The sequence below is a fragment of the Bacillota bacterium genome, assembly GCA_012839765.1.
Classification (GTDB): Bacteria; Bacillota; Limnochordia; order DUMW01; family DUMW01; genus DUMW01.
Genome location: DUMW01000046.1, coordinates 1 through 26225 on the forward strand (window position 1 = coordinate 1; position 26225 = coordinate 26225).

Below are 26225 nucleotides of genomic sequence, written 5' to 3' on the forward strand. Positions count from 1 at the left end.
CTTTGGTACTAAGCTCCATGCTCTTAAGCCTTCCCGAACAAGGAGGTTTTGCATAAATCTTGACATCCCGGGGCAGACTTGTACACTGTAGATAGGAATATTCCTATTTAGCCAACGGTTTATTCGCCAGGGTTCTGTCATATCCATAAGTGACGAATCCTAAGAGAAGGAGATGTTCATCCATGAGAACCCTTGTGATGGCGGTAGTGGTGTCTTTGTTCATATCGACCCCTTGTCTGGCTGGCCCGTTAAAAGTGGGGGCTAGCATTTTCCCCGTTTACGATTTTCTCTGCCAGATCATGGATCCTGCTTCCGTCCAGTTGATTCTACCCCCCGGGACCGATCCCCATCATTATGAGCTGGGTCCCCGGGATATTATCCGTTTGCAGGAACTGGATCTCATTTTTTACGTAGGTTTCGGGATGGAGTATTGGTTGGAGAGTTCCTTGAAACTAATCGACCCGGTGCGGGTGGTGTGTTTGGGTGAGGGCTTGGCGGAAAAGAAGGGAAACGAGGTGGACTATCACCTTTGGCTGGATCCCTTGATCGCCAAGGAGATGGTAAAGAGGATCGGGCAGGCTTTGAGCAGTGCGGACCCTGCCAATGGAACGCGATACCAGCAAGCGGTGGATCGCTATGTGCAGGAATTGGAACGGCTCCACCAGGAGTATGTCCAGGCCCTGAAACCCTGGCAAGGCCAGGCCTTTTTAGTGTCCCACGGGGCCTTTGGGTATTTGGCCCGGCGCTATGGGCTGGTACAGTTGGCGGTAATGGGTGTTTCCGCGGAGGAGCAGCCTTCGGCCAAAAGACTAGCGGAGATTGTCACCGAGGCTCGCAGGCTGCGATGCAAGGCCGTTTTCTACGAACCGTGGGGAGAGCGGAAGACGGTGGAGCTTTTGGCCCAGGAACTGGGTGTTACCCCCCTGGAATTGCATCCTTTGGGTACGGTAATGCCCTCGGAGCTGGGCAAGCGAACCTATCTTTCGATTATGCGGGATAACCTCACCAATCTGCTAAAGGGTTTTTCCGGGGGTAAATAGACATGTCCGAAGTCCTGTTGCTGCAAGGGGTTACCCACTTTTACAACGGTCTGTGCTCGTTGGAAGAGGTGAGCTTAAAGGTCCAACGGGGGGAATTCGTTGGCTTGGTGGGACCCAATGGTTCCGGGAAGACTACGTTGATCAAGATCATCTTGGGGCTTTTAAAGCCCACGGCGGGGATGGTGAGGCTTTTGTCCCAGCCACCGGAAAGGAGTCGGGGGAAATATGTGGGCTATTTACCCCAAGATGCCGTGCATTTTAATCCCTTGTTTCCTGCCACCGTGGAAGAGGTAATCCGCAGTGGATTGGTGCAGAAGAAGTCTGTAGACGAGAAAGCTGTCGCCCAGGTGATGGAAGAACTCCATTTACTTCCCCTCCGCCAACGGCCCATTGGTCATCTTTCCGGTGGACAGAAGCAACGGGTCCTTATTGCCCGCACTTTGGTGCGGGATCCCCAGTTGCTCATCCTTGATGAGCCTGCCACCGGGGTGGACTTCGGTGCACAGGAGGAACTGATGGCTCTCCTTGCCCGGTTGAACCAAAAGCGGGGTATTACCATCCTCATGAGTGGCCATGATCTAAATCAACTGCTCCGCTATGCTAAACGGGTGGTGTGTCTGAACCGGCGAGTGCTTTATGATGGTGCCACCGCGGAGCTTTCTACCGAGGATCTTGTGGCCACATTGTTCAGCGGCCTTGGTAAACCTACAGCAAAGGACGGAAACCTGTGAGCTTATTGGTTGAGATGTTCAGTTACTCTTTTATGCAAAGGGCCCTTCTTGCTGGCATACTGGTGGGGATCAGCTACCCGGTGTTGGGGGTGTTCTTGATCCTGCGCCGGATGCCCTTTTTGGGCAACACCATTGGTCATGTGGCCTTCACTGGAGTGGCTCTGGGTTTGTTGCTCGGTGTCAGTCCCTTAGGGATGGCCCTAGTGGCCGCCTGTGTGGCCGCCATCGGCATCGAACGGTTAGGCAGGGTGTATACCACTTTCGGAGAGCTTAGCACCGCGCTGATTTTGGCGGTAGCCCTTTCTTTGGGCATTGTATTTGTAGGGCTAGGCAAGGGTTTCGGTGTCAATGTGATGGGGTATCTTTTTGGCAGCATTCTCACCGTCACCACCGCGGAATTGTGGCTCATTGTGGCTTTGACCGTGGGCAGTCTTGCCTTCGTCCTATTTACCTACCGTTCCCTCTTCGCTATTGCCTTCCACCAGGAGTCGGCCCGGGTGGCGGGGGTCCCGGTGGATGGATTGAACCTGGCTTTCAGTATCATTGTAGCTTTGGTGACTGGTGCCGCGTTGAAAATAGTGGGGGTTTTTCTGGTTTCTGCCCTCTTGGTTCTGCCCGCGGGGGCTGCGGTGAGGGTGGCCAGGAGTTTTCGCCAAGCCCTGGTACTTAGCGCCCTTTTTGGTGTCATTTCCGTTTTTGGTGGTTTGTATATTTCCTTTGCTTTCAATCTGGCAGCCGGTGGTGCCATTGGAATCGTGGCCGGTGTAGTGTTGTTGATGGCCTTGGTCTTCAGTGGCCGGACCGGCAGGTAGGGGTGCTTGTCTGTGGATGCGTTGGAAAAGACCTACGCAAGATTAAAGACTTTGGGGTACCGGCTGACCGACCAGCGTAAAGAGATCTTGAAAGTGTTGGGCCAGGCTCCGGGGCCTCTGACCGCGCAAGAAGTCCAAACTCTGGTGAGCCAGCAGTTGCCCCAGGTGAGTTTGGATACAGTCTACCGGAACCTTGCGTTGTTAGGTGAATTAGGAATTGTGCAACAGGGGTACCTGGGGGATCGGGTGGCCAGATTCGCCCTCCAGACCGGCCAGGAACACCATCATCATCTGGTCTGTGTCCGTTGTGGCCAGCTTCGCCAGGTGGATCTTTGTCCCATGGAAGAGCTCGCGGCCAGGTTGAAGGAGGAATGGGACTTTTACGTCACGGGCCATTCCTTCCAGGTGTACGGGTTCTGTAAGGAATGCCGGTAGCGGGAGCCAAGCTCCCGCCTCAGTCAGAAACAGGTTCCCGGCGCTCCGCCGAAAGCTGGGCATAAAGGGCCCAACGGGTGGTGGCGAAGATATCCTCAGCCTTAATGGGTGTAGCCCCCTCACCCCTCAGATAACTAATAAACTGGGCGAACAGGGAAGGGACTTTCTTCGACGTTTCTTCCAACGTAAGGTCTGTGCTAATGTCGAGATAGTTTTCATCGAGTCTGGCCTCCAGGGTGCCTTTGGTGCCTACGATCCGGATCCGGTCGTCCCCATGGGTTTTTGCCCTGGGGTGGCGGTGGTAGTCGTAAGATATGATGGCACTGCCCCCGTCAGCAAAGGCGAAATGCAGTGTGCCAGCGCTGTCCAGGTTGGGATATTCGGGCAACAGGTGTTGGGTATGGGCCTCCACCTGGCAGAACTCCTTGCCCGTGAGGAACCTCGTCCAGTCGATGGCGTGGATGGCCACCCATAGGATGCTGCTTCCGTATAAAGCCGGGTCATTGAACCATTGGGGGCGGGAGCCAAATTTGTAGGACTTTTGTCCGAAGGCCAGAGCAATTTCCCCCAGGGTTCCCTGTTCGATCAGCTGTTTTGCCCGCTGGACCAAGGGATGGGTTCGGGTGTCCAGCATGCAGCCGAAGGGCAACCCACGTTCGATGACCAGTCTTTCCAACTGCGCCAGTTCCTCCAGGTTTGTGGCCACGGGCTTTTCGCAGTAGATGGGTAGGTTCCGCTCCGCGGCCTGGATGCAGAACTTGCCGTGGAAACCATAGACACTGTCTACGATCACCAGGTCCAGGTTTTGATCTAGCAGCTCCTCGGGAGACGCAAAAAGCTGTGTATGTTCCTGAAAGGCCCGATGGGTGGGGATCCTTTCCGCTGGATGGCTCTTGGCAAATCCCACCAATTGTAATTGCGGATCCTGGGCGATGATATCCAGCGCATACCCATAATGCCCCGAAGACCCGATAAGACCAATTTTGATCATTCTAACTGTGCAACCTCCTAAGCTCAATTACTCCGATCAGGGATGAAGGGGAGAATCTTCTGAACCAGGTTTACCACCGGCATGGTCTGGAGCCACACGCGTCCTGGGCCCCGCAGCACCGCGAAGAAATATTCGCCGCCGAAAAGCAGGTTGGTGAACCCCTTGACCAGTTCCACATCGAAACTGACTGTTGGTTCGAACATGGCCACATGTCCCGTATCCACCTTGATGATTTCGTTGGGCCCCAGGTTCCGTTCGATCACTTCACCGTCGATTTCCAAGAAGGCATAACCGGGTCCGGTGAGACTTTGGAGGATGAAACCTTCTCCCCCGAACAGTCCCCGGGCCAGTTTCTTGCGGAAGTGGATGCCTAGTTGTACCGACTCTTCACTGCACAAAAAGGCTCCCTTCTGGCAGATCATCTGCTGTCCGGGTTCCAAGTGAAGGGGAATGATGTTCCCAGGAAAACCCGCCGAAAAGGCAATTTGGCCCATATCACGGTAACAGGTGTACCGGGTGAGGAACATGGATTCACCTGCAAGGGCCCGTTTGAAGCCTCCCAACAACCCTCCAGCCATGTTGGTTTCCATGTGGAAGTTGTCGGTCATCCAGGTCATTCCGCCGGCTTGGGTGACCACGGTCTCCCCGGGATTCAGGGTGAGGGTGACCACCTGCATTACTTTCCCACTGATTTCGTACTTCATAGCCATTCCTCCCGAGCTCAAGGCATGATTATCGGTAGGGCCTGCTTTAGGTTCCGGATCTCAATAGTCCGGGGCAACTCTACCGGGTTACCGTCAATTTGGGCGGTGATGGGCCCACGGCCGTGGATGATCACCTCCCTGGCCTGGGATTGGATCAGACCCTTGGGCGGAATCCCGGCCCGAGCCTCCAGCAGCAAAGCCGCCACATCAAGTTTGGACATGTGGGGAATCACGTTTACTTCCAAGGATCCGTCGGTGTAATCTGCATGGGGATTTACGGGCATGGTGGCATAGAAGGGCAGGTTACTAAGGGCGAAGAGCCAGATGCCCTCCAAATCCATCTTGGTACCGTCTGCTTCCACCGTCAGATCAAAGGGTACGAAAGAGCTCCAGCAGTCCAAAATAGCGTGGAGATATCCTAACCTTCTTAATCTCCGCAGGCGCGGCGAGTGATAAACCAGCCTGGCCACATAGGCATCTAAGCCGATGCCAAAGTAGTTTAGGGCGTATTGAACATGGTCCGTGACGGTGATTTCCATCACATCCATCGAGGTGATGGTGCCATGCAGTAGATTGTGGTATGCCCTTTGGGGCTGAAGGGTGGCATCGATGGTCCGGGCCAGATCGTTGCCAGTGCCGGCGGGGATGATGGCAATGGGTACTCCTTTGTCCTGGGTCATAAGGACTTGGACCGATTCGTTGATGGTTCCATCGCCGCCAATGATCGCCAGACGATCAACATTTTGCCGCAGCAATTGGGCACACACCCGGGAAACCTGGCCTGGACGACTGGTTTTGTAGGCACAGTAGTTCAGCTGATCCCGTTTGAGCAGGGGACGGATCTTCTCCCAGATCCTTTGACCCTGTCCTCCGCCGGAGGAAGGGTTGATGAGAAATCCGATTTTCATTATCCTTAGACGACCCAACCCCCGGGAGGTTTCCTGGGGACAGTCGTCTCACCGCCTTTCCGGTGGCGTCAACTAGTACCACACTATATATATTCGCTTCTAAAGCAAAGATCCTTCTATTGTTTTCCCCAATGGGCTATAATGACATCTAGACAATCGCGGCACTTCAGGGAGGTAATCCGATTGATACAGCTTTATCCTTTCACATTCCAGCCGGTATACCAAGAACGGCTCTGGGGCGGTACGGGATTACGCAAGTACCGGCCGGATGTGCCCGGAGACCGCATCGGTGAAAGCTGGGAGATCTCTGCCCATGAGCACGGGGCAAGCTTAGTGGCCAATGGTCCTTTGCGCGGTGAGTCCCTGGACCGATTAGTGGCCCAATTCCCTGAAGAACTCCTGGGTTCACAGGAAGCGCAATTTCCCCTTCTGCTGAAGCTTATCTCTTCCCGGGATACCCTTTCGGTGCAAGTGCATCCCCAAGATCACTATGCCCAGATTCATGAAGAGGGTAGCCTGGGTAAACACGAACTTTGGTATGTCTTGGATGCGGAGCCTGGTGCCTGGATCGTTTACGGATTGAAACCAGAGGTCACTTCCTTTGAGTTCCGACAAGCCATCGCCGGCGGTAGAGTACCGGAGACACTGCGCAAGGTGTCGGTAAAACCGGGAGACGTCTTTGACATTCCCCCAGGCCTGGTACATGCCTTGGGTCCCGGCGTAACCTTGGCGGAAATCCAACAAAGCTCCGATGTTACCTATCGGGTGTACGATTGGGATCGGGTGGATGCCAATGGCAAACCCAGGGAGTTGCATATAGAAAAGGCCCTAGATGTCATCGATTTTGGTCTGCGTCCGAAGCTGGACAGTCCGGGCTTGGGCTATGGCCTGCCCGGCGGACGGGTGCAGATCCGGGGAGCAAATCCTTATTTTGCCGTAGAAGAACTCACCTGTGAGGGACAGATATCCTGGACCGAACCGGTGCGTCGCTTTGTTCTGTATTTCCTTCTGGAGGGCAACCTGGAGCTCATGTGGTCTGCGGGGCAGCTGCCCGTGGATCGGGGAGCCACGATCCTGGTGCCCGCAGCGGTGAATGAGTACACCTTTGGGGGTAAGGGTAAGCTTCTGCGCTTTTATGTTCCAGAACTGAAGCAGGATGTGCTTTCTCCTCTGCAGGCGGAAGGATTCAATCGGGAGGAAATACTCTCGGCCATTGCAGGCCTTGATGCCAGCATGCTTTAGTGATGATCTAAATGGTCGGCCAAGAAGGCCGACCATTTTATTCCCGTTCCTCGAGGGGAATGTACTCGTTGCCGACAGGACCGGAATATACCGCTCGGGGTCGGAAGATCCGATTGTTCTCCAAATACTCCAAACAACGGGCCACCCAGCCTACTACCCGGCTGACCGCGAAGATGGGTGTGAACATGCAGGGTTCGAAACCAAGGCCCTTGTAGATGAGACCGGAATAGTAGTCTACGTTGGGGAAGATCTTTTTCTCTTGGCCTAGTTCTTTGATTACCACCTCTTCCAGTTTCAAGGCAGTCTCGTAAAGCCGGGTGATTTCCGGATTGTCCTTGGTAACCAACTCTGCCAAGGGTTTTAGCACCCGGGCCCGGGGGTCATAGGTCTTGTAAACCCGATGGCCAAAGCCCATGATTTTCCGCTTTTCGGCCCGGGCTTTGCGGAACCAGTCCTCTACGTTTTCGGGCCCGCCGATCTCCTCTAGCATATGGACCACCGCTTCGTTGGCACCGCCATGTAAGGGGCCGCTCAAAGCACCGATCCCCGCCCCTACACAGTGGAAGAGATCCGACTGGGTAGAGGCCACCAGCATTGCGGCGAAGGTGGAGGCGTTCATGCCGTGGTCCATGTGCAGGATGAGACTAATGTCCATCAAACGCTCGGCAGTCTTGCTAGGCCGCTGTCCGGTGGTCATATATAGGAAATTGGCGGCGAAGCCTAACTCAGGATCCGGCTCGATGGGCAAACGCCCCTGACGGATCCGGGCAATGGCGGCGGTGATGGTGCCCAGGCCCGCCACCAGGCGGTAGGCGATTTCCAGATTGTCCTCGGTGTTACCCTTGGCCTTGTACTCCAACTCTTCTCCGTTGGCGCCAATTTCTGCCACCGTATCCGCGTCGGTATCCACCGGGGTACGGGGCCGTTTGGGGCTGGTGCCCCCGGTCAGAATGGTACGCATGGCGTCGATACCGATGCTTAGGGCGGCCATGGGGCTGTATTGCTCCAACGGCAAGCTACCGATGGTCCGGATGGTCCTAGGTAGTTCCCTATAGGTTACCAGTTTTTCCTTGAAAGCCGCCAGTTCCGCATCATTAGGTAGCTTACCGTGAATGATTAAGTACGCGGTTTCTTCAAAAGTGGAATAGGCGGCAAGATCGAAGATGTCGTAGCCGCGATAAACCAACCGGCCCTCTGCGCCGTTTACATATCCGATTTTGGTTTCACAGGCGATGGCTCCCTCCAGACCCCGGTCGATGGTACAGGTCACGGGCCACTCCACCGACCTCAGCAACGCCGCTTCCTTGTGTAGATCCGGTTCTTTGATGTCCTTCATGGAGTCCTTCAGGAGTTTTGCCGTCTTGTTAATGATCGTCATGCTTTGGTATCGGCCTCCTTTCGCATCATTGCGTTTCCATCATTTATACCATAGCTTGCAGAGCTTGGGAAGGCTTTCCCTAATCAATCCTCCACGAACTTGGCCAGGATAAGCTCCTCTAAAGGCCGTTTGGGCACGTGATGCACTTGGTTCTCATCCCGCCAGTACTTAATACTGTCGGTGGCGGTGGTGATGGTCACCTGCTCCACAGGTTTGCCCAGGGCCAACACCAGCAAGATCGCGTAGCGTTCCGGGATATTTAGGATTGTCCTGAGGGACTCGCGTTTTACCGACCCGATTATACAGCCACCATAGCCCAACTCCACGGCCTGCAGGAGGATGGTCTGGGCCGCGATACCGTGATCACAACCGAAGTCTGTGGAGATCTCCTGATCCCCCAGGATGACGATATATGCTGCGGGGCGTTCGCCCTCTTCGGGCCCTGGCCAGTGGGTCAGATACCCCGCCCAAGCCAGGGTGGAGAAAACCTGTCTGTTGAGCTCCCGTTGGTTGCAGCAGATATACTTCAGGGGTTGTTTGTTCGATGCGGAAGGGGATAGTCGCGCTGCTTCGATCATCTGTTCCAAGGCTTCTTTCGGTACACTGATGTTTTCATCGAACCGACGATAACTCCGATTACGGCGGACTAAATCAATGAACATGGAAACTCACCCCTTACCAGGTTTATGGTCAGTCTTAGGATAGCATACTTCCAAGGTCACTGCCAAGGATAGCCAGGTCTTTCCGCCTCCAGAGGAATCCTCGTGGGTCTGCCAAGGGAAGGAGTACCATTTGTCTTTGACGAACCTAACTATTGCGAAACAATGGGACCTGCCCCGGGTTCAACAGACTGTTGCCCTTTGACAACCACATAGTAATTCCACAGTATTGGGTGGAGCTTCCCTGCAAATTGGGGTTTGCCACCGATGGTGGTTCCTAGGGAATAGACCCAGTGGCGCAAAGGCCTGCGATGGGGGTTTTGGCGAGTTCCTATCGTTGCCTGTGGGAACGTGTCCCTAGGATTCCTTTGTTCTGTGGGGTATGGAGACTGTCAGGGAAGTCGATGGCCTCCGCGGCGCTTTTTTGCAGTTTGTCATTGAATCCTAAGGTCTGGCAATATGTCACCGGCATCGGGATAAGGAATGGGTTGAGTTTTCCCCCGCCGGATCGAGCCCGCCAAAGTATAGGCCGATGGCGCCTTTTGGCTTTGTTTCCAAGTCCAGGATGAGTCTTTTGGATTCCTTGTTCCAAGGTTCTAGTTTGAGGTTCTTATTCTCTTTTTGGGCGCAATGCTCTTGTAAAAATCCGAAGGAAACCGGCGGGTTTACGAGAACAATAGAATGTTTCTGTGGAATTACTTCGTGGTTGTCGAAGGAGCGGACTTTGGTTCTGTGGCATGTCCACAACATATTTACAAGGAGGGTACGTTGATGTCCAAGTACAGAGTTGGTGTTGTTGGTCTGGTGCACGGACATATCTGGGGACTACTTAAGGAATGGAATGCGGATCCCAGAGCGGAACTGGTAGCGGTGGCCGAGGCGGATCCGCAGCTGCTGCAGCAGGCTACTGCCTACGGACTCACAAAACACTATACTTCCTGGCAGGAAATGTTGGAAAAGGAAGAGTTGGATATCCTCCAGCTGGGCAATGAAAACAACGCGGCCACCGAGGTGGTGGAAGCCGCTGCCGCTCGGGGGATCCATTGCATCTTGGAAAAACCCATGGCGGCTACCTATGAGCAGGCCCAGCGAATGTATGATGCTTGCAAGCAGGCTTCGGTGCAGCTGATGGTCAACTGGTGGACCAACTGGGTTCCCGCAATTCACCGGGCCATGGAAATGGCGAAGGCTCAAAAGATCGGACAGGTGGTGCAGATCTCCTTCCGCGTGGGTCATGCGGGGCCCAAGGAGATCGGTTGTTCTCCCGCCTTTTACAACTGGCTCTACGACCCGGAGAAAAACGGTGCCGGTGCCTACATGGACTTTTGTGGTTATGGTGCCGCTATCTGCGCTTGGGTCTTGGGCGAAGCCCCGGAATGCCTGGCGGTGGCGGGTCGGTTGGCTAAAGATTACATTGAAACGGACGACAATGGTATCTTAATCCTAAAGTATCCCAAAGCCATCGGCCTTTGTGAAGGAACCTGGACCCAGATCGGTCCCGTGCCGAAGGAAAACCCCGTATTTTACGGTAGTGAGGGTACTTTGAAGGTGGTGGGGGATAAGATCCACTGGTACAAACCAGGGGCGAAGACACCGGAGATTATTGATCCCGAACCCTTGCCTCCGGGCAGGGCCAAAGCGGTGGAGTATTTCCTCACCTGTCTTGACGAAGGAACACCGGTGGACGGGATGTGTAGTGCCGAGGTGGGGCTCATGTCCCAAGCTATGTTGCAGAAGGGTTTGGATTACTTAAGCAAATAATCGGTAAGGGGACTTCGGTCCCCTTACTTGATGGTCTGTGTTGTACGATCCCGCCTTTTTTCCTTCAGCCAACCTGCTTTTTGTAAAGGGTCATTCGCTTTTTCCGGAACAGACCTATCGTGTAAGGGAAGACTCTAGTGTAGGTGTGGCTGAGCAAGACAGCGATTGAGCAGCTGTACCTACACCCTTGCCTTCCTTGGGAGAGAGGGCGGTGGATGAGGAGGCCAAAGAAAGTGGAACGGGGAAGAATCAGGCTCGAAAAGGTCCGCAAGGACTTCACCATGGGCGATGAGACCATTACCATCCTGAAGGACGTGAATTGGGAAATCAGCAGTGGAGAGGTGGTTGCCATTGTTGGTCCTTCGGGCAGTGGAAAAAGTACACTTCTGGGCATCATGGCCGGTCTTGATCGACCCACCGGCGGAGAAGTCTGGCTGGGGGATATCAGGATTACGAAGCTTCCGGAGAAAAAACTGGCTACGATCCGGGGTCAGTTCCTCGGGGTTGTGTTTCAAAACTACAACCTGATCCCGCGTCTTAGCGCGTACGAGAATATTGAATTGGCCCTGATTTTGAACAACAAATTGAAGCACAGGGATCGCCGGGTGCGGGAGCTTCTGGAGGCGGTGGGCCTTGGGGCCCGCAAGGACCATCTGCCGGGACAGATGTCCGGAGGAGAACAGCAGCGGGTGGCCCTCGCTCGGGCCCTGGCCTGTGACCCGCCCATCATCTTGGCCGACGAGCCCACGGGTAATCTTGATCGCAAGTCCAGCCAACAAGTTGCAGACCTGTTGTTTGACAGTTGCCGGGAGGCAGGACGTACTTTGGTGGTGGTCACCCATGATCTGAACCTAGCCGAACGGGCCGATTACATCCTGCGGATCGAAGATGGTGTCCTGGTTAAGGAGGTAGCTTAAGTGACGCTGATCCTCTACGCCTTGCGGAAATTTCCCAAGGAGTTTTTCTACCAGAAGCAAAGAGCCCTGGTGGTGATCCTTTGTGTGGCCGTTGGAGTCTCCTCGGTGGCTGCGGTGCAGATCTTTGGCCGTTCGATTATTGAGTACTATCGGAGCAATGGGCAGATGATCACCGGAGGCGATCTGGTGGTTACCACCCGCCGGTTGTCTACCGAACAGCTGCAACAGCTGGCCGGAGCGGAAGGCCTTACGTACACCATCGTCACCACAGACAACCAGGTGGCCTTTCATCCGGAGAAACGGAAGACCATGCTGGTGGAGATCCAAGGGGTAGACCCGGAAGTCTATCCCCTGTATGGTGAGCTGGTCCTACAATACCACTCCGGTTTGGCGGCGGCCCTTAGAGACGGTAAAGCGGTGATCTGCCAGGCCACCCAAGCTGCGTTGAATGCGGACGTCGGGGATCAGATCTGGTTGGGCCAGAGGGTTTATACCGTTGGTGATATCCTCTTGGAACAGCCCAATCCGCAGGGCGCGGGGCTGTTCGGTACAGTCTTGGTGCCCCTAGAAAGGGAGACCCTTGTGGATCAGGAGCAGCCCATGCGCCTGTTATTCAAACTGGAATCGGACGCCGATCTGGAGGCGGTGGCCAATTGGCTAAGAGAGGTGTTTCCCTATAGTAGGGTGCAGACCTATCTAGACTATTTTGCACGCTTTGAGGAGGCGGCCACTCGGGTCAACAGCTTTGTTCTGGTCGTCGCTATGATTTCCCTCCTGCTTGGGGGATTGGGTGTCGCCAGTGCTGCCCAGGTTATGATGCGCCAACGGCTGCCAGAGTTGGCGATTATGAAGTCCGTGGGGGGGAGGACCGGCCAGGTGATCGCCTACTTTCTCACCCAGGTTCTGCTTTTGGGCTTGATTGGTACAGGGCTTGGCCTTTTCCTCGGTGCCATCGTGGTACAATTGCTGCCTGATCTTTTGGGGGTGCTGCCCATCCGGCCGGAATTCTCTGTAACCTTGCCGGTGGTATTCGTGTCCGCCCTCTTGGGTTTGTCGGTTACTTTGGTTTTCTCCCTATTGCCGGTGGTACGGGGAGCCTATGCCCGTCCTTTGCCCATTTTGAAGGGTGAGGAACAGCTTTCCGATGGGAAGAGGAGTCGCTGGCAACAAGGAGGCACAGTACTACTATTGGCCTTCTTCTTTGGTTTGGTGGTCTCCTATTTGGTTTCCTCGCTGCGCCTGGGCCTGGGGTTTGTCTTTGCGATGTTGATCCTGACGGGGATCCTGTGGCTGATGATTCGCGGGCTCATTAGGCTTGTGGCTTCCCTGCCCATCTTTTGGGGACGCAGTGGGCTGCTGGTGAAAAGCAGCTTGCAAAGCCAGGGAGGCCGTTTGGTGGCTTCCATTTGTGTGCTTACCATCGGATTGGGTGCCGTTTCCGTTGTGTTGTTCCTCCAGCAGAATGTCATTGGTCTTTTGGAGGAGACCCTCCAGGATGCCAGAGCGTACAATATTGTCATCGCGGGGGTCCCCGGGGAAGATACCGATAGCCTTGTGGAATTCCTCCAGGAACACCCCGGGGTGGAGCAGTATGTGGAGATCGCCTCCGTACGGGCGCGGGCCCGGGTAAGCAAGGAAGCTGCGACAGGGGTGGAGCCAGTACAATCGTCATTCATCCTGAGTCTTCTGGGGGTAGATCCAGCGGATTCCTATTTTTCCCGCCACATTGTGGCCGGAAGGGATTTGGGAGAAGACGCCGTGGAGGAGGTTGTGCTAAGGCTGGAAATCGCCCAAAGATACGGCATTGAACTAGGGGATGAATTGCTCCTGGAACTAGGTACCACCACGGTGCGGTGTGTGGTGGTGGGTGTGGAAGAGTCTGCAGAGGGTGTGGGAATCGGTGTGAGCTTCGGACAGGGGGCTTATGTAAATAAGGCGTTGATTGGGCAGACCGATGCGGAGGTGGAAAGCCTATTCATGGCCCGTAGCCCCGACGGGGCGGCGGAAGTGGTCAATGACCTCCGGTTTGCCTTTCCCAAGATAGCCCTGATCCTTGATGTGGGGCAGTTATTGGATATCTTCTACCGGATCTTCAGTGCCGTTACCACTTTTGTTCAGTTTCTGGGACTGTTTAGTATCGTAACGGGGTTTGTGATCCTGGCTGGTTCGATACTGTTGTATAAGATGGAAAGACGAAGGGAGATCGCGGTGATCCGTTGTCTCGGTGGCGACACCCGCACGCTTCTGTTCCAGTATTTGGCCGAAAGCGGACTGACGGGTCTACTGGCAGCCCTACTTGGTATCGGTACCGCCCACTTGGTGACTTGGGTGCTGACGACAAAGTTGCTTTCGGGGTACTACCGATTTGATGGGTTGTTCTCCTTTGGGGTCGGGGGCGGCGTGATCGTGCTTGCTGCGGCCATCGGCTTCTTGTCCATTGTGGATGTGCTGCGGGAAAAACCTTTAACAGTCCTGAGGAACGAATAGCAGAAGAACACCCCAGGACAGGATCTTCTGTCCTGGGGTGTGGTCGCGATTACAAAAGAGGTTTCAGGACTGGTTCTAAGGCCGCGGCCATGCGCATAAAACCTAGGTCCGTGGGATGGGAACTGTCCACGGTGCCTTCCCCGTCGGTGCCGAAGAGTTCCTCCCCGGGGACATAGTACAGGTCCTGCATCCCTGCTTGTTGGAGTTGTTCGAAGGCGGCCCTAAGGGCTGCCCGCCGTCCTTGGTGAGCCCGTTGTACGTCGGGACGGAAGTAGCTATTGGCGAGACTCCGGTCTTCCACCAATACGATGGGTGTGGTGGGACGGGCCGCCCGCAGGGTCTGTACCAAAGGGACTGTCCGTTCCCGGACCAGCTGTTCACTCATGTTCGGAAGACAATCAATGACGTAGACCCGCGGATCCAGCTCCGCAAGGAGTGCAGCTACTTCTGGTTCCATGATGCCGTTACCCGAGAACCCCAGGTTGATTACCGGTACGTCCAGACGGCGGCCCAGAATTCCCACATGATGCATGCCGGGCCGGGAGGCGGAGGCCCCGTGGGTGATAGAGGTTCCATAAAAGACAATGGGTTTGTCCTCCCGAGGGGCTAAAGGCGTGAAGCTAGCCTCTTCGTTCACCCCGATCTCCACCCGGTGTACGCCGTTGTACAGGGGGAGGTAGAGCATGAACTCTCGGGACACCGGTTCCAGGCCTTGGATGATGACCGCTTCTGCATTTTGGCCCGTGGGAATTCCCACACCTACCCAACGCCACTTACCCTCGTGATCCCGCGCGTACAGATCGACGCCACTGACTCCGGTACTTGGCATGTGGGCTAAGGCCAAATTAGCGGATGTTAACCCCCAGCGGACCCGGACGGTGGTGGCATCGGTGCGAAACCGGACCACCATCCCTGCTGAATGGCGACTGAGTTCCCATACGGGTTGCCGGACCACTCCCTCGGCCTTGGCGGGCAACCGGTCATAATAGGCCTTGGTATCTTGCCAGCCCTTGCCTTCCACGCCCCAACTTTCCACATCGAACCATCGTATTTCACTCATAGTGTTCCTGCCTCACTTCTTTTCTTATTGGTAACCCTTGGGTGATGTGTATCTATTTAGATACAAGAATGAAGATCCCTGCGTCCTAGGTGATTCGTTTTGTATTATCTATCTGTATCGAAGTCTAGGTTTATCCTTTGCTGACGGGGGCTTTGCCGAGAAGATGGGGAAGAGCATAGGGATTGTTTAACGGATAAATCGAATATTGTACATAAAAGCTCTGTCCTTTCACGATAAATTGACAGGACAAGCTTTATTTACATACAATGAATCTGTGAGTCCTCGCTCGGTCCCTCCGGCACTTTTCGAGAGTGCTTTGACGGCACGCAACCTCGGTTAGCGTGGGCGGACTTCACCAGTACATATTATTTTGGAGGGATAGTATGCCTGCTTCTCCGAGGGAACACTCTACGGTCAATCTGGGTCTGAAGAAGGTCATTCAGGAGCGTCCTTGTATGGTCTGCGGCCATATTTATTCCAACAGTACTCTTAATCTAGTTAGTGATGGTCGGGACACCGTTGCTGTTTGCGAGCATTGTTCCGACCGATTTGGACTTTATCGCTGTCCCGTTTGTCAACGCTTGGTAGTGCATTTGTACGAAGGATTGAATGGACTTGCCTGCTGTTTGATGTGCCTGTAGCGTTCATGGGGAAAGGGGTTCGGCATGCTGGAAACAGGTACTGCTGTAGAGCGGGAACTGTTGATGGACTTCGTACGGGTTACTGAGGCGGCAGCCCTCCGGGCCGCCTCCTTTATGGGTAAAGGAACCGCGGAAGCGGCGGCGAGGGCGGCTGTTGATGGGATGCTGGGGATGTTCTCGCTGGTAAATATTGATGGCGTGATCAAGCATCCCCAGGGCAAACCGGAGTTTGCTCCTTTGCTGGATTACGGTACTGCCGTGGGTAGGGGAGTGGGGCCCAAGTTGGACGTGGTGCCTCTTCCCATCGATGGCAGTCGGCTAGTGGCTTTGGGTTTGCCTAACGCCCTCTCGGTTTTAGTGGTGGCCCGGCGGGGTAGTTTTCACAATATTCCAACTAAATATGTGCTGAAGCTTGCTGTGGGTCCCAAGGCCCGGGGACATATTGATTTGTCTTTGTCTATCCGTGACAATTTGCGAATCATTGCCCGGGTGTTGCGCCGAAAACTGAAGCATTTGACTGTGGCAGTGCTGGATCGTCCCCGAAACCAACCGTTAATCAACGAGGTACTCCAAACCGGTGTCCGGATCAAACTCATTTCCGACGGTGATGTGGCCGCAGGATTGGCTGCGGCCTTGGAATACACCGGTGTCGATGCCCTTTACGGGATCGGTGGGGCCATGGAGGCGGTGGTTACCGCGGCGGCTTTGAAATGTCTGGAGGGGGAAATCCAGGTGCAACCCTGGCCGTTGGCCGAGGAGGAGGTCCCCTGGACCGGAGCCCGGCTTCCGGTGCTTACCACCGAACAGTTGATTTGTGGGGAGGATCTGGTGTTTTGTGCCACCGGTATTACCGATGGGGATATTCTTCATGGGGTGCGCTATTACGGCGCTCGGGCGGTGACCCATTCCATCGTGTTGCGGGCCAAGACCGGTACCCTGCGGGTGATCGAGACTAGCCACAACCTGCGCAGGAAAACCCTTCGGTCCCAAAGAACAGGCAGGGAAGTCTCACTTTAGCACGAATATACCAATAGCAAGAGAAAACCGATGTGCTATAAACGGGCGAGTTGATCCTGGCACAGGGGGCGAGGGATTCACTGTCATGTCTTCGGTAATTCCTTGCCGGTTTATGCTGTGATCAGGTATGGGAAAAAGAACGAAGTCCAATAAGCCACGAAAGGAGCGAGGGCGGCAGAGCTTCTGGAAAGACCAGGGTAGCTCTGCCTCACCAAGGAGTATGGGTTTTCAGGTGAAAGATTTTGCTGTGCCACCGAAGGAGTTCAGGCCGGTGCCCTTTTGGTCCTGGAACGATGATCTACAGGAGGAAGAGCTGATCCGACAGATTGCCATGATGGACGAGCAGGGGTGGGGTGGGTTTTTCATGCACTCCCGCATTGGACTGCGCACTCCGTACCTGACGGAGGAATGGATGCATCTGGTCAAGGTCTGCGTGGAAGAAGCCAAAAAGCGGGGAATGAGTGCTTGGCTTTACGATGAAGATCGTTGGCCCAGTGGATTTGGTGGGGGAGCGGTACCTGCCCTAGGTGAGCGGTATCGGATGAAGAATCTGGTCTTGGCCATTGATGAGATTGCTGACCCTGAGGACTTGGTGGAGATTTACCGGGTGTACCGGTGTACCTTGGATGGGGATCAGCCTCGGAACATTGAGGAGATTTCCTTGGAAGAGGCGGATGTAGCCAAGGCTGATGGATTTACAGTGCTGTATGTATATCAGCGGACTTGTCCCATCGGTCACCGTTGGTTCAACGGTTATTGTTACCCCGATTTGTTGGATCCAGTCGTTACTGATGCCTTTTTGGAGTCTACATATGAGCGTTATAAGCAGTATCTACAAGAGGACTTTGGTGGGGCGGTTCCCGGCTTTTTTACGGACGAGCCGGCCTGTCACTATCGGAATCATGCGCCGCGCCAGAGCTATCAGTGGACTCCCGCCTTTCCCCAGTGGTTTCAGGAGAAATATGGATATGATCTTACTGATCATTTCTTGTCCCTGTTTTTCGATTTAGGTGACTACCAGAGAATCCGCTACGATTTTTGGAAGTTGCTGACCGAGTGTTTCGTGGAGAATTTCTCCAAACGGGTCTATCAGTGGTGCGAGACTCATAAGTTGAAACTGACCGGCCATTATATGGCGGAAGAGACCTTTGTCAGTCAGATGGAATGGATCTGCAGTGCCATGCCCCATTACGAGTATATGCATGTTCCGGGCATTGACCATCTGGCGCGCAACATCAACAATGATATTACGGCCAAGCAATGTAGCAGTGTGGCGCACCAGTTGGGCAAAAAACGGGTGCTTTCTGAGATGTTTGGGGTTAGCGGCCAGAATATGTCCATGGAAGACATGAAATGGATCGCGGACTGGCACTTTGTCCATGGTATCAACCTGGTGAACCCCCATTTGTCCCTGTACAGTTTCCGGGGTTGTCGCAAACGGGATTATCCGCCGAACATTTTCTTCCAGCAGCCATACTGGCCCGATATGCGAGGTCTATCCGATTATCTGTCGCGAACTTCCTATGTGTTATCCTGTGGTCGGCGGGTAACGGAGGTGCTGCTGCTGCACCCCATTGAGACTGCGTGGACGCTTTATACGCCGGGGGCAGGCCAGCGGGTCGAGGAATATTACAAGGACTTTGTGGAGATTATCGAGCAGCTTCTCCGTCAACAGATCGATTTTGATCTAGGGGATGAGGGGCTCATCGCCAAGTATGGTAAGGTAGTCGATGGCCGCTTCCAAGTAGGTATGCAGGATTACGGTGTGGTGGTGGCACCGCCTATGCTGACCATACGTTCCAGTACATTGGAACTGTTGACCCGGTTCGCCCAAGAGGGCGGCGTTGTGCTCTTCGTGGATCAGGTGCCAAGTCTAGTTGACGGCCGACCGTCGGATCTGTTGGTGGACCAAGAGTGGATTGCCATGGAGCAATTGACGGCAGTGCTGGAAGGTCACTTGCAGGAACGGGTCCGATTGCAGGCTCCCAAGGAGGAACTTCGCCAGGCCATCTGGTACCAGCACCGTCGTCTGGACAATGGCGACGAGATCTGGTTCTTTGCCAATACCAGTCGGGACCAGGGTGGACCAGTCCATTTGCAGCTGCCTGGTAAGAAACATCTGTTGCGTCTGGACAGTGAGTCGGGGCAGCTGTATCAGTTGGACAATGACAATTCCGTGACCGAGAGCTTTATCTGGAACTTTGCCCCGGCGGGTTCCCTTTTGCTCTTGGCTACTGCCGAGCCCCAACGCTATGGGTTCGTCTATCGAACTCGCAAGGAGTTCATTCCCCGCAGGGTATTGGAGCTCGATGAACCATGGTCCTTTGAGCGCCTGGCTCCCAACGCCCTGTGCCTGGACTTCTGCCAGTACCGGGTTGGTAACGGCCAGTGGAGCGAGCCGATGTTTGTTCTCTTTGCCCTTGGGGAATTGTACCAGCTGGGTAAGACTCAGGGAGAATTTCCATTCGGCATCCGTCAGGTGTTCCAGGTGGAACAATTGCCATCCAGGGTGGCTTTGGCCATGGAGAGCCCCAGCGCGTATAGTGTGTTCCTGAACGGGCGGCGAGTTTTCACCAACGATGACGGGTATTGGCTGGATCCATCCCTCCGCAAGAAAGATGTGACCTATCTAGTGCAGGAGGGTGAGAATGTATTGGAGTACTATGGGGTGTACCGGGATCCCGAAGGTCTGAACGAGCTGTATTTCAACTGGCATTCCGGTTACATCCCTGAGCCTTTAGATCCTTCCCGTCCCTCCAGGGTGCCATCTACGGAGATCGACGCAGTCTTTGTGATTGGTGATTTCGCCCTAAAGCAGCGGGAAGGGCGGTTCGTGATTGTGAAGGAGCCCCAAGGTTTGCAGCCGATGGATATTACGAAGCAGGGTTATCCCTTCTACGCTGGGAAGGTTCGGCTGAGTACAACGGTGGAACTTGCCCAAGTGCCCCGGCGAGCCCGTCTAGTCTTTGATGGGTTTGCCGCCACGGTCGCAGAGCTAGTGGTTAACGGTGAGCATCTGGGGAAACTCATATTCGGTCCCCGGAGCTTTGATTTGGGTCAAACCCTGCGGGCCGGGACCAATCGGATTGAAGTCATCGTGACGAACAACCTACGGAATCTCCTGGGTCCCCATCATCATGTTGGGGTCGAGCTGAAATCTGTTGGCCCTGGTACCTTTGTGGATCGTAGGAACTGGACCGACGAGTACAAATTTACGCCGGTGGGGCTTGGACGGGTGCGCTTGGAATTGGCATAGCAGTCTATCGCGAAATGTCTAGAGTAAGGAGGGGTTGGCATGTTTTGGGATAATCCGGGACCGGAGAACACACAAGCCACACTGGAAATAGCTTGCAGGGAGGCAGTTGCCCGCAACATCCGGCATCTGGTGGTAGCCTCGAATGAGGGCAATACCATCCGTCAACTCTTGGCAGATTTCGACGTTGATAATCTGAATATCGTCTGCGTTACCCACCACGTGGGTTTCCGCGGCCCTGGGGTGGACGAGATGTCGGCGGAGGTACGGGAGGAATTGGCTAGTAAAGGGGTGAAGTTGCTTACCACCACCCACCTGCTGGCAGGGATTAACCGGGGTCTTCGCTATGAATTTGGCGGACTTTATCCGCCGGAGATTATCGCCAATACTTTGCGAATGTTTGGGCAGGGTGTAAAGGTTTGTGTGGAGGTTAGCATGATGGCCCTTGACGCGGGTCTTGTGCCCTATGGGGAGGATGTGATTGCCGTGGCAGGCAAAAGTAGGGGTGCCGACACGGCTTGCGTGGTCAGGCCTGCCCATTCTACTGCCGTATTCGAGACCAAGGTCAAAGAGATTCTTTGCCGCCCGCGCCTGTAATCAGGCGGATTCCCTGGTAATCCGTTGCTCCGAGGGAAGGGGTGAAAAGACGTCTGTTAAAACGTTGTATCAAGCCCGCGTCGTCCGAAATGATGGGAAAACCTGTAGATGCTGCATTTTTTGATGCAGAAGGAAGGATTTGATGCAGGACGCGACGAATAACTCAAAGAAACTTATAAAGGTTTTGTGTCCTGGAACCAGATTTGGTCAAGGATGTCATGGGTGGTAGTAGAGGTTGGAGTCGCTAATTCCAAGTGGTTACTTAGACCTCCTTATTTGCGCGGGCAATGGATCGATTGCCAGATAAGAAAATGAAGAGGTGTCGAAGGATGAGAAAGCTAGGTTATGTCTTAATGACGGTGCTCATTACAATCGGCTGTTTTACGGCGATGGGAGCAGCGTTTCAGATCGGCTACGTCTTAGATCCGGAATCGCCGAATATCCGCGTGCCCTCTCCCTTAGGTTATGTCTATGAGCGGGAGATCCGGGATGTAGGCCTTGACAATCCGGTGGACCTGTTCATCGACAAGCATGATAATATCTATGTCGTTGACACCTTGAATAATAGGATTGTCAAACTGGATCTCCAGGGCAATGTCCTGGCGACCTATGGCCAGTCCTTCGGTGAAGGTCGGCTGAACAGACCTGAGGGCGTCCATGTGGATGAAGAAGGCAACGTCTGGGTAGCTGATACCCAGAATGCCCGCGTTGTAAGGTTCAATCCCGAAGGAGAGGTTACCTTAGTCTTGGGTCGGCCGCAGCACGAACTCCTCGGTGAGGATTTTCAGTATCGTCCGACCAAGCTGACCGTGGATAGTACGGGCAAAGTCTACGTGATCAACAGCAACGACTACCGAGGCATTGTCGTTCTCGACCAGCAAGGCAATTTCGTAGAATTCTTTGCCCATAACCCTGTGGGGTGGAGCTTGAGACGTCTATTGATCCGGCTCTTTGCTACCGAAGCGCAAAAAGAGAGGTTTGCCCGTGACCTGCCACCGCCCCACTCCAATATTTTCTTGCGGGATGACGGCTTCTTCTACACCACTACCATCTATGAGACCACCAATCAAATCAAGCGGTTAAGTCCTGTAGGGGTGAACGTTTATCCCGCCGGCTTTTATGGAGAAAGGGTCCGACAGGGCTGGCAGTGGGTGATGCCGCGGTTCATCGATCTGACAGTGAACCAGTATGGCGTAATCTCTGCTTTGGACTCTTCGTCCAGTAAGGTCTACCAGTACGACCAGGATGGGAATTTGCTGCTGGTCTTCGGTAACAAGGGCGAAGGCAAGGGCTTTGTAAGTAATGCCGCCAGTATCGACGTGGACTCCAACGGACTCCTATATATCCTTGACAAAGATCGGGCCCGTATCCAGATCTTCAGACCTACGGAGTTTGCGAATCTTGTACATTTGGCAACTCAGTTGTATTACGAAGGCCGCTATGAAGAGGCGGCGATTCCCTGGCAGCAGGTAATCGAACTGAACAGCAACTATACCATGGGTTACGTTGGTATGGGTAAGGTGTATCATCGTCAGGAGAACTACGACCTGGCTATGAAATACTATGAGCTTGGTAATGATAAGGCAGGATACAGTAAGTCCTTCTCTGAGAAACGGCTTATCTTGCTACGGGAGAACTTCGGCTGGCTTATCATCGGAGTCATCGTTCTCTTTATCCTAGTGTCATTGCTTGTGCGGGCTATGCGCTGGTTGTTGTCGAAGCCCGACGAAGAGACAGGCAAGTTTGGTCGAGCGATCAAGCTGATTTACATGTGTATGTTCCATCCCGGTGAGGGCTTCCTGCGTGCAAAGCAAGAGGTTAGTCTAACGGCGAGCTTGATCTTACTGTTCTTGTTCCTTGCCGCACGCTTCTTTACGTTGAAGTTCACCCACTTCCCACTTCAATCGGTGGATCCGGCTAAAGTGCATGAACTGGTGGAATTGGGTAGGATGCTTCTGCCCTTCGGAGTGTGGGTGTTTGCCAACTGGGCCGTTACCGCCATTGCTGGTAGTGAAGCATCTCTAAAAGACGTGTTTATCGGTTCATCGATATGTATTGTTCCTTATATAATCGTAGTACCTCTGTTGACCATTTTCAGCCATATCTGCTGTGCCCATGAGGCAGGGCTGTACGCTTCGATTCTTTCTATCATGAACTTTGCCATGGTTATGATGTTCCTAAACATGGTAAGGGTCATGCACAACTACAATTGGAAACGCACCATCGGTATTTCCATCATGTCCATTATTTGTATGGCTTTCTTCGTGGGTGGCGCAGCCCTGGTGTTTGGACTAATCAACCAGATGGTGGATTTCATCAAGGAGGTCATTATCGAGATTTCGATCCGATAAGCAGATATCCACGAAGTTCAGATATTTATCGAACGGCTCTGGTTGGAGGAGGTTAATAGCGTGAGGAAAGGCAACCTAATCTTGTTCATGCTGGCTGTTATAATCTTGGGGGCGATTGGCATCGTAGGAGCATCGTCCCGACCGGAAGGGGTTCCGCCTGAGTATGTTCAGGCGGCATCCAGTAGAAATCTTGAGCTCTATGTTGATATGGAGACTGCCAAGTTTATCGTTTATGACAAGAGGAACGGTATGCTTTGGCGTACTTCTCCGGAATCTAACCCCCAGTACACCATGACGGAGTTGTGGGAAGGCCATATCAACTCCAACTTCATCTTGCACTATGTAGATGAAAAGAAACGGAACCCGCGGCAGACTAACCCGTATTCCCAGAATGCCATCATCGATTACGAACAGATCCCAAACGGGGTGCGGGTTCACTACAATCTTAAAGCTGACTTGGGCATCGCTTTAGCCCTAGACTTTACCATTGGTGATGACTACTTCGAGGTTACCTTTGATCCGGCAACCTTGGTGGAATCTAACGATTACTATGCGGTCCGGATTGAGCTTACGCCCTTCTTTGGTGCCGCGTGGCCCGATGAAGAGGGGTACCTATTCATCCCTGACGGTAGTGGTGCTCTAGCTTACTTCCGGCCAAATCCTCCTGACTACTCTCGAGGGTTTAACGAAGCAATCTACGGTCAGGATAAGTTCGAGTTCCGGACAACGGTGGAACAGTTGCTGACCAAGCGAAGCCAGGTGGTCATGCCGGTCTTCGGGTTGGCCAAGACCGCGGAGAATGCGGCCTACCTCGGTGTGGTAACGCAAGGTGAGTACAACTCCTCAATTATGGCGGGACCCGCGGGGTATACGGTGCGATTGAACAGAATCGGTGCCAGCTTCATTATCCGGCGGGAATACGAAGCCATGATCCGCTGGGGTGTTTACGTAGCTACCGTAGAAGAAGAGATTATGAGTGGTCCGAAGCAGGTGCGGTACTATTTGCTGGCTAACGAGGATGCCAATTACGTTGGTATGGCTACCGCATACCGCGATCACTTGATTGAAGAGCACAACATTCAGCCGAAGGAAGATGTGCGCCGGCCGGCTTTGCAGTTGCGTATTTTCGGTGGTCTTAGTCGTACCGAGGTATTGTTCCGGGAGTTCATTGCCATGACCACCTTTGAACAGGTGAAGGAGATTGTCACCGCACTGCAGGATGCCGGTGTGGAAAACATCGATGTCATCTTTTACGGATGGAATCTCTATGGATATGATGGTGCCTATCCGAAGCGCTTGCCTGTAGCCAAGGAGCTGGGCGGAGCGGCGGGCCTAACGGATCTTGCCAACTTTCTCTTTGAGCGAGGTTGCCGCCTGTTCCTGGAGGACAACTACCTTGATGCTAGGAGCGAGAATGGTGGATTCAGTAACCGGCGAGACATTGTACGTCTGCCCAACAAACTGCCCATGAACAGTGGAAGCAGGTACCTGTTGAATCCAGTGTTCGCGTGGGAGCATTACGCAAAACCGGATATTACGAAACTAGCAGGGCTTGGTGTTCACGGCATTCAATTTAGATATTTGGGTAGCGTGGTTCTCACGGACCGGAACTTCGATAAACCGTTGACCCGACAACAGTTTGCCGAGTATTTACTCAAGATGGCGGACTATGCTCGGGAGACTATGGGTGCTGCCATTTCCGACGGCGGAAACATCTACGCTATTAACCATGTGGACGCGATCACCAACGTACCACTATACCAAAGCTCCTATGACTTTGTGGATGTGTCGATTCCATTCTACCAGATCGTCCTCCACGGGTTCGTGCCCTACAGCGCCTATCCGGGTAACCTGAGGAGCGATCCTGAGCTGGAGTTCTTACGGATGTTAGAGTACGGCGCTCTGCCGTGTTTTGAGCTGACCTATCAAGAACCTGGTCTGCTCCAGGAGACGCAGTACAACATTTTGTTTAGCTCCCACTATGAACAATGGTTACCGAAGGTTGTCGAGGAGTACAACATTGTGGTGAAGGAACTGGGTGACGTCAGAGACCGCTATATTATCGGTCATGAGTACGTATTGCCCAATGTGGTGCGAGTAACCTATGAGGGCGGCAGTTCGTTGGTGATCAACTACAATGCCGACCCTGTGGAGTGGGAAGGCGTTACCATAGGTGGAATGGACTACGCCATAATTAAGGGGGGCGGCGCGCAATGAAGAATGTGTTAAGTAAGATTTGGGGAATTGTTGAGGTGGTGGCCACGGCCATTACCCAGTATTTTGAGGACATGACCACTATTGCAGGGCAGGGGTTTGGCAAAGTGCCATTTCTCCGTCGGATCAGCCGGTTGTCCCTGACTGCCCGCAGGAGCCTGGTGGGCTACGTGTTCATCCTGCCGTGGTTCTATGGGTTCATTCGCTATGTGGCATATCCTTTGGTCAGATCCTTTATCATCAGTTTTCAGACCGTGGAGAGCCTCCTGGGCTTTAAGATGAAGTGGGTTGGGCTCCAGAACTATGCCGAAGCCTTCTTCGTTAACGAGCAATTTGTTCCTATGCTCTTGGGTCAGATCAGAGACACGATCGTCGACGTGCCGATCATTTTGATTTTCTCTATCTTCGTGTCCTATCTGGTTTGCAAACCGATCCGGTTCGTTGGCCTTTTCCGAGCGATCTTCTTCTTGCCTGTAGTAGTCGCTTCGGGATTGGTGGTTCAGCGGCTGTTCAACCAGGGCGTTGGTAGTCAGATTGGTGTATCTGCCTTCATCGGGAACCTGGGTGTTGCTGAGTTAGTATTTACGTACTTCGGTGCCAATGCTACAACGTACTTCTTGGAGCTGCTAAACCGCATGACCCTGGTGTTGTGGCGTTCGGGTGTGCAGATCCTGTTGTTTATCGCTGGGTTCCAGAGTATTGGTAGCAGTTATTACGAGGCCGCTCGGGTTGACGGTGCCAATGAGTGGGAGATGTTCTGGAAGATTACGCTCCCCATGTTGTCGCCCATCATCTTGGTGAATATCATCTATTCAATTGTGGATTCCTTCACGGACATCTTTAACCCGATCATCAATTTCATCAAGAATACTGCTTTTACTGGGCAGTTCCGATTGGGCCTGGCAGCGGCTTACGGATGGGTGTATTTTAGCATCATCTTTGTGCTGATTTTGATCGTCCTTGCCAGCTCTCGGAAGTGGGTATTCTACGGCGGACAACGGGATTAAGAGTGTAAGAGTGGGAGGAG

The 26225-nt window shown here is 53.7% G+C and carries 20 protein-coding genes; 14 read left to right on the forward strand and 6 right to left on the reverse strand.

Translation table 11 applies throughout. The features are described 5' to 3' along the window. Nucleotides 1–182: 182 nt before the first annotated feature. The 4 genes from GXX57_04810 to GXX57_04825 are packed head-to-tail and all read left to right on the forward strand — an operon-like array spanning nt 183 to nt 3018. Complete coding sequence (locus tag GXX57_04810; GenBank protein ID HHV43967.1) at nt 183–1040, forward strand: zinc ABC transporter substrate-binding protein; 858 nt, start codon at nt 183–185, stop codon at nt 1038–1040. Nucleotides 1041–1042: 2 nt separating this feature from the next. Beyond that, the gene (locus GXX57_04815; GenBank protein HHV43968.1) at nt 1043–1771 is read left to right on the forward strand and encodes a metal ABC transporter ATP-binding protein; all 729 of its coding nucleotides are present in this window, start codon (nt 1043–1045) and stop codon (nt 1769–1771) included. Next, nucleotides 1768–2583 (forward strand): metal ABC transporter permease, encoded by an 816-nt coding sequence (locus GXX57_04820; protein HHV43969.1) that lies wholly within the window; start codon nt 1768–1770, stop codon nt 2581–2583. The genes GXX57_04815 and GXX57_04820 overlap by 4 nt, the downstream gene beginning before the upstream one ends. A 12-nt stretch (nt 2584–2595) precedes the next feature. After that, nucleotides 2596–3018, forward strand: a complete 423-nt coding sequence (locus GXX57_04825; protein HHV43970.1) for a transcriptional repressor — start codon at nt 2596–2598, stop codon at nt 3016–3018. Nucleotides 3019–3037: 19 nt separating this feature from the next. Here GXX57_04825 and GXX57_04830 read toward each other — a convergent pair whose 3' ends face one another. From GXX57_04830 to GXX57_04840, 3 genes are read right to left on the reverse strand one after another with little or no spacing between them, the layout of a single operon-like run. Then, entirely contained in the window at nt 3038–4009 is a 972-nt protein-coding gene (locus tag GXX57_04830; protein ID HHV43971.1) for a Gfo/Idh/MocA family oxidoreductase, read from the reverse strand. 23 nt (nt 4010–4032) lie between these two features. After that, nucleotides 4033–4713, reverse strand: a complete 681-nt coding sequence (locus GXX57_04835; GenBank protein HHV43972.1) for a TIGR00266 family protein — start codon at nt 4711–4713, stop codon at nt 4033–4035. Nucleotides 4714–4730: 17 nt separating this feature from the next. Beyond that, complete coding sequence (locus GXX57_04840; protein HHV43973.1) at nt 4731–5621, reverse strand: hypothetical protein; 891 nt, start codon at nt 5619–5621, stop codon at nt 4731–4733. A 183-nt stretch (nt 5622–5804) separates the two neighbouring features. Here GXX57_04840 and GXX57_04845 point away from each other — a divergent pair, with 183 nt between their 5' ends. Continuing rightward, on the forward strand, nt 5805–6863 hold the full coding sequence (locus tag GXX57_04845; GenBank protein HHV43974.1) for a class I mannose-6-phosphate isomerase: 1059 nt from the start codon (nt 5805–5807) through the stop codon (nt 6861–6863). A gap of 37 nt (nt 6864–6900) precedes the next feature. Here GXX57_04845 and GXX57_04850 read toward each other — a convergent pair whose 3' ends face one another. Together GXX57_04850 and GXX57_04855 are read right to left on the reverse strand one after the other, a co-directional pair. Further along, nucleotides 6901–8199: a citrate synthase/methylcitrate synthase gene (locus GXX57_04850; protein HHV43975.1), complete on the reverse strand. Its 1299-nt coding sequence runs from the start codon at nt 8197–8199 to the stop codon at nt 6901–6903. 125 nt (nt 8200–8324) lie between these two features. Next, nucleotides 8325–8903 carry a nitroreductase family protein gene (locus GXX57_04855; GenBank protein HHV43976.1) on the reverse strand — a complete coding sequence of 193 codons (579 nt, stop codon included), beginning with the start codon at nt 8901–8903 and terminating at the stop codon, nt 8325–8327. 768 nt (nt 8904–9671) lie between these two features. Between GXX57_04855 and GXX57_04860 the strand changes: the two genes are divergently transcribed. From GXX57_04860 to GXX57_04870, 3 genes are all read left to right on the forward strand, one after another. Further along, nucleotides 9672–10661 carry a Gfo/Idh/MocA family oxidoreductase gene (locus GXX57_04860; protein ID HHV43977.1) on the forward strand — a complete coding sequence of 330 codons (990 nt, stop codon included), beginning with the start codon at nt 9672–9674 and terminating at the stop codon, nt 10659–10661. Nucleotides 10662–10876: 215 nt separating this feature from the next. Next, nucleotides 10877–11578, forward strand: a complete 702-nt coding sequence (locus GXX57_04865) for an ABC transporter ATP-binding protein (GenBank protein HHV43978.1) — start codon at nt 10877–10879, stop codon at nt 11576–11578. Then, nucleotides 11579–14065 (forward strand): FtsX-like permease family protein, encoded by a 2487-nt coding sequence (locus GXX57_04870; protein ID HHV43979.1) that lies wholly within the window; start codon nt 11579–11581, stop codon nt 14063–14065. Between the two features lie 49 nt (nt 14066–14114). Here the strand turns inward: GXX57_04870 and GXX57_04875 are convergent, their stop codons facing one another. Continuing rightward, nucleotides 14115–15125 (reverse strand): hypothetical protein, encoded by a 1011-nt coding sequence (locus GXX57_04875; GenBank protein ID HHV43980.1) that lies wholly within the window; start codon nt 15123–15125, stop codon nt 14115–14117. 665 nt (nt 15126–15790) lie between these two features. Here GXX57_04875 and GXX57_04880 point away from each other — a divergent pair. From GXX57_04880 to GXX57_04905, 6 genes are all read left to right on the forward strand, one after another. Continuing rightward, nucleotides 15791–16783 (forward strand): fructose-bisphosphatase class II family protein, encoded by a 993-nt coding sequence (locus tag GXX57_04880; GenBank protein HHV43981.1) that lies wholly within the window; start codon nt 15791–15793, stop codon nt 16781–16783. Nucleotides 16784–17003: 220 nt separating this feature from the next. Next, nucleotides 17004–20039: a hypothetical protein gene (locus GXX57_04885; protein HHV43982.1), complete on the forward strand. Its 3036-nt coding sequence runs from the start codon at nt 17004–17006 to the stop codon at nt 20037–20039. A gap of 39 nt (nt 20040–20078) precedes the next feature. Continuing rightward, nucleotides 20079–20633 (forward strand): hypothetical protein, encoded by a 555-nt coding sequence (locus tag GXX57_04890; protein HHV43983.1) that lies wholly within the window; start codon nt 20079–20081, stop codon nt 20631–20633. A gap of 329 nt (nt 20634–20962) precedes the next feature. Then, nucleotides 20963–22984: a hypothetical protein gene (locus GXX57_04895; GenBank protein HHV43984.1), complete on the forward strand. Its 2022-nt coding sequence runs from the start codon at nt 20963–20965 to the stop codon at nt 22982–22984. 60 nt (nt 22985–23044) lie between these two features. After that, nucleotides 23045–25201, forward strand: coding sequence for a hypothetical protein (locus GXX57_04900; GenBank protein ID HHV43985.1), 2157 nt, complete (start codon nt 23045–23047; stop codon nt 25199–25201). After that, entirely contained in the window at nt 25198–26205 is a 1008-nt protein-coding gene (locus GXX57_04905) for a sugar ABC transporter permease (GenBank protein ID HHV43986.1), read from the forward strand. The genes GXX57_04900 and GXX57_04905 overlap by 4 nt, the downstream gene beginning before the upstream one ends. Nucleotides 26206–26225: the final 20 nt, after the last annotated feature.

Excerpts from the sequence above, each read along its gene's own strand:
- GXX57_04810 (HHV43967.1), top strand. The coding sequence starts at position 183 with ATGAGAACCCTTGTGATGGCGGTAGTGGTGTCTTTGTTCATATCGACC.
- GXX57_04815 (HHV43968.1), top strand. The coding sequence starts at position 1,043 with ATGTCCGAAGTCCTGTTGCTGCAAGGGGTTACCCACTTTTACAACGGT.
- GXX57_04830 (HHV43971.1), bottom strand. The coding sequence starts at position 4,009 with ATGATCAAAATTGGTCTTATCGGGTCTTCGGGGCATTATGGGTATGCG.
- GXX57_04835 (HHV43972.1), bottom strand. The coding sequence starts at position 4,713 with ATGAAGTACGAAATCAGTGGGAAAGTAATGCAGGTGGTCACCCTCACC.
- GXX57_04840 (HHV43973.1), bottom strand. The coding sequence starts at position 5,621 with ATGAAAATCGGATTTCTCATCAACCCTTCCTCCGGCGGAGGACAGGGT.
- GXX57_04850 (HHV43975.1), bottom strand. The coding sequence starts at position 8,199 with ATGAAGGACATCAAAGAACCGGATCTACACAAGGAAGCGGCGTTGCTG.
- GXX57_04855 (HHV43976.1), bottom strand. The coding sequence starts at position 8,903 with ATGTTCATTGATTTAGTCCGCCGTAATCGGAGTTATCGTCGGTTCGAT.
- GXX57_04860 (HHV43977.1), top strand. The coding sequence starts at position 9,672 with ATGTCCAAGTACAGAGTTGGTGTTGTTGGTCTGGTGCACGGACATATC.
- GXX57_04865 (HHV43978.1), top strand. The coding sequence starts at position 10,877 with ATGAGGAGGCCAAAGAAAGTGGAACGGGGAAGAATCAGGCTCGAAAAG.
- GXX57_04875 (HHV43980.1), bottom strand. The coding sequence starts at position 15,125 with ATGAGTGAAATACGATGGTTCGATGTGGAAAGTTGGGGCGTGGAAGGC.
- GXX57_04880 (HHV43981.1), top strand. The coding sequence starts at position 15,791 with ATGCTGGAAACAGGTACTGCTGTAGAGCGGGAACTGTTGATGGACTTC.
- GXX57_04885 (HHV43982.1), top strand. The coding sequence starts at position 17,004 with ATGGGTTTTCAGGTGAAAGATTTTGCTGTGCCACCGAAGGAGTTCAGG.
- GXX57_04890 (HHV43983.1), top strand. The coding sequence starts at position 20,079 with ATGTTTTGGGATAATCCGGGACCGGAGAACACACAAGCCACACTGGAA.
- GXX57_04895 (HHV43984.1), top strand. The coding sequence starts at position 20,963 with ATGAGAAAGCTAGGTTATGTCTTAATGACGGTGCTCATTACAATCGGC.
- GXX57_04905 (HHV43986.1), top strand. The coding sequence starts at position 25,198 with ATGAAGAATGTGTTAAGTAAGATTTGGGGAATTGTTGAGGTGGTGGCC.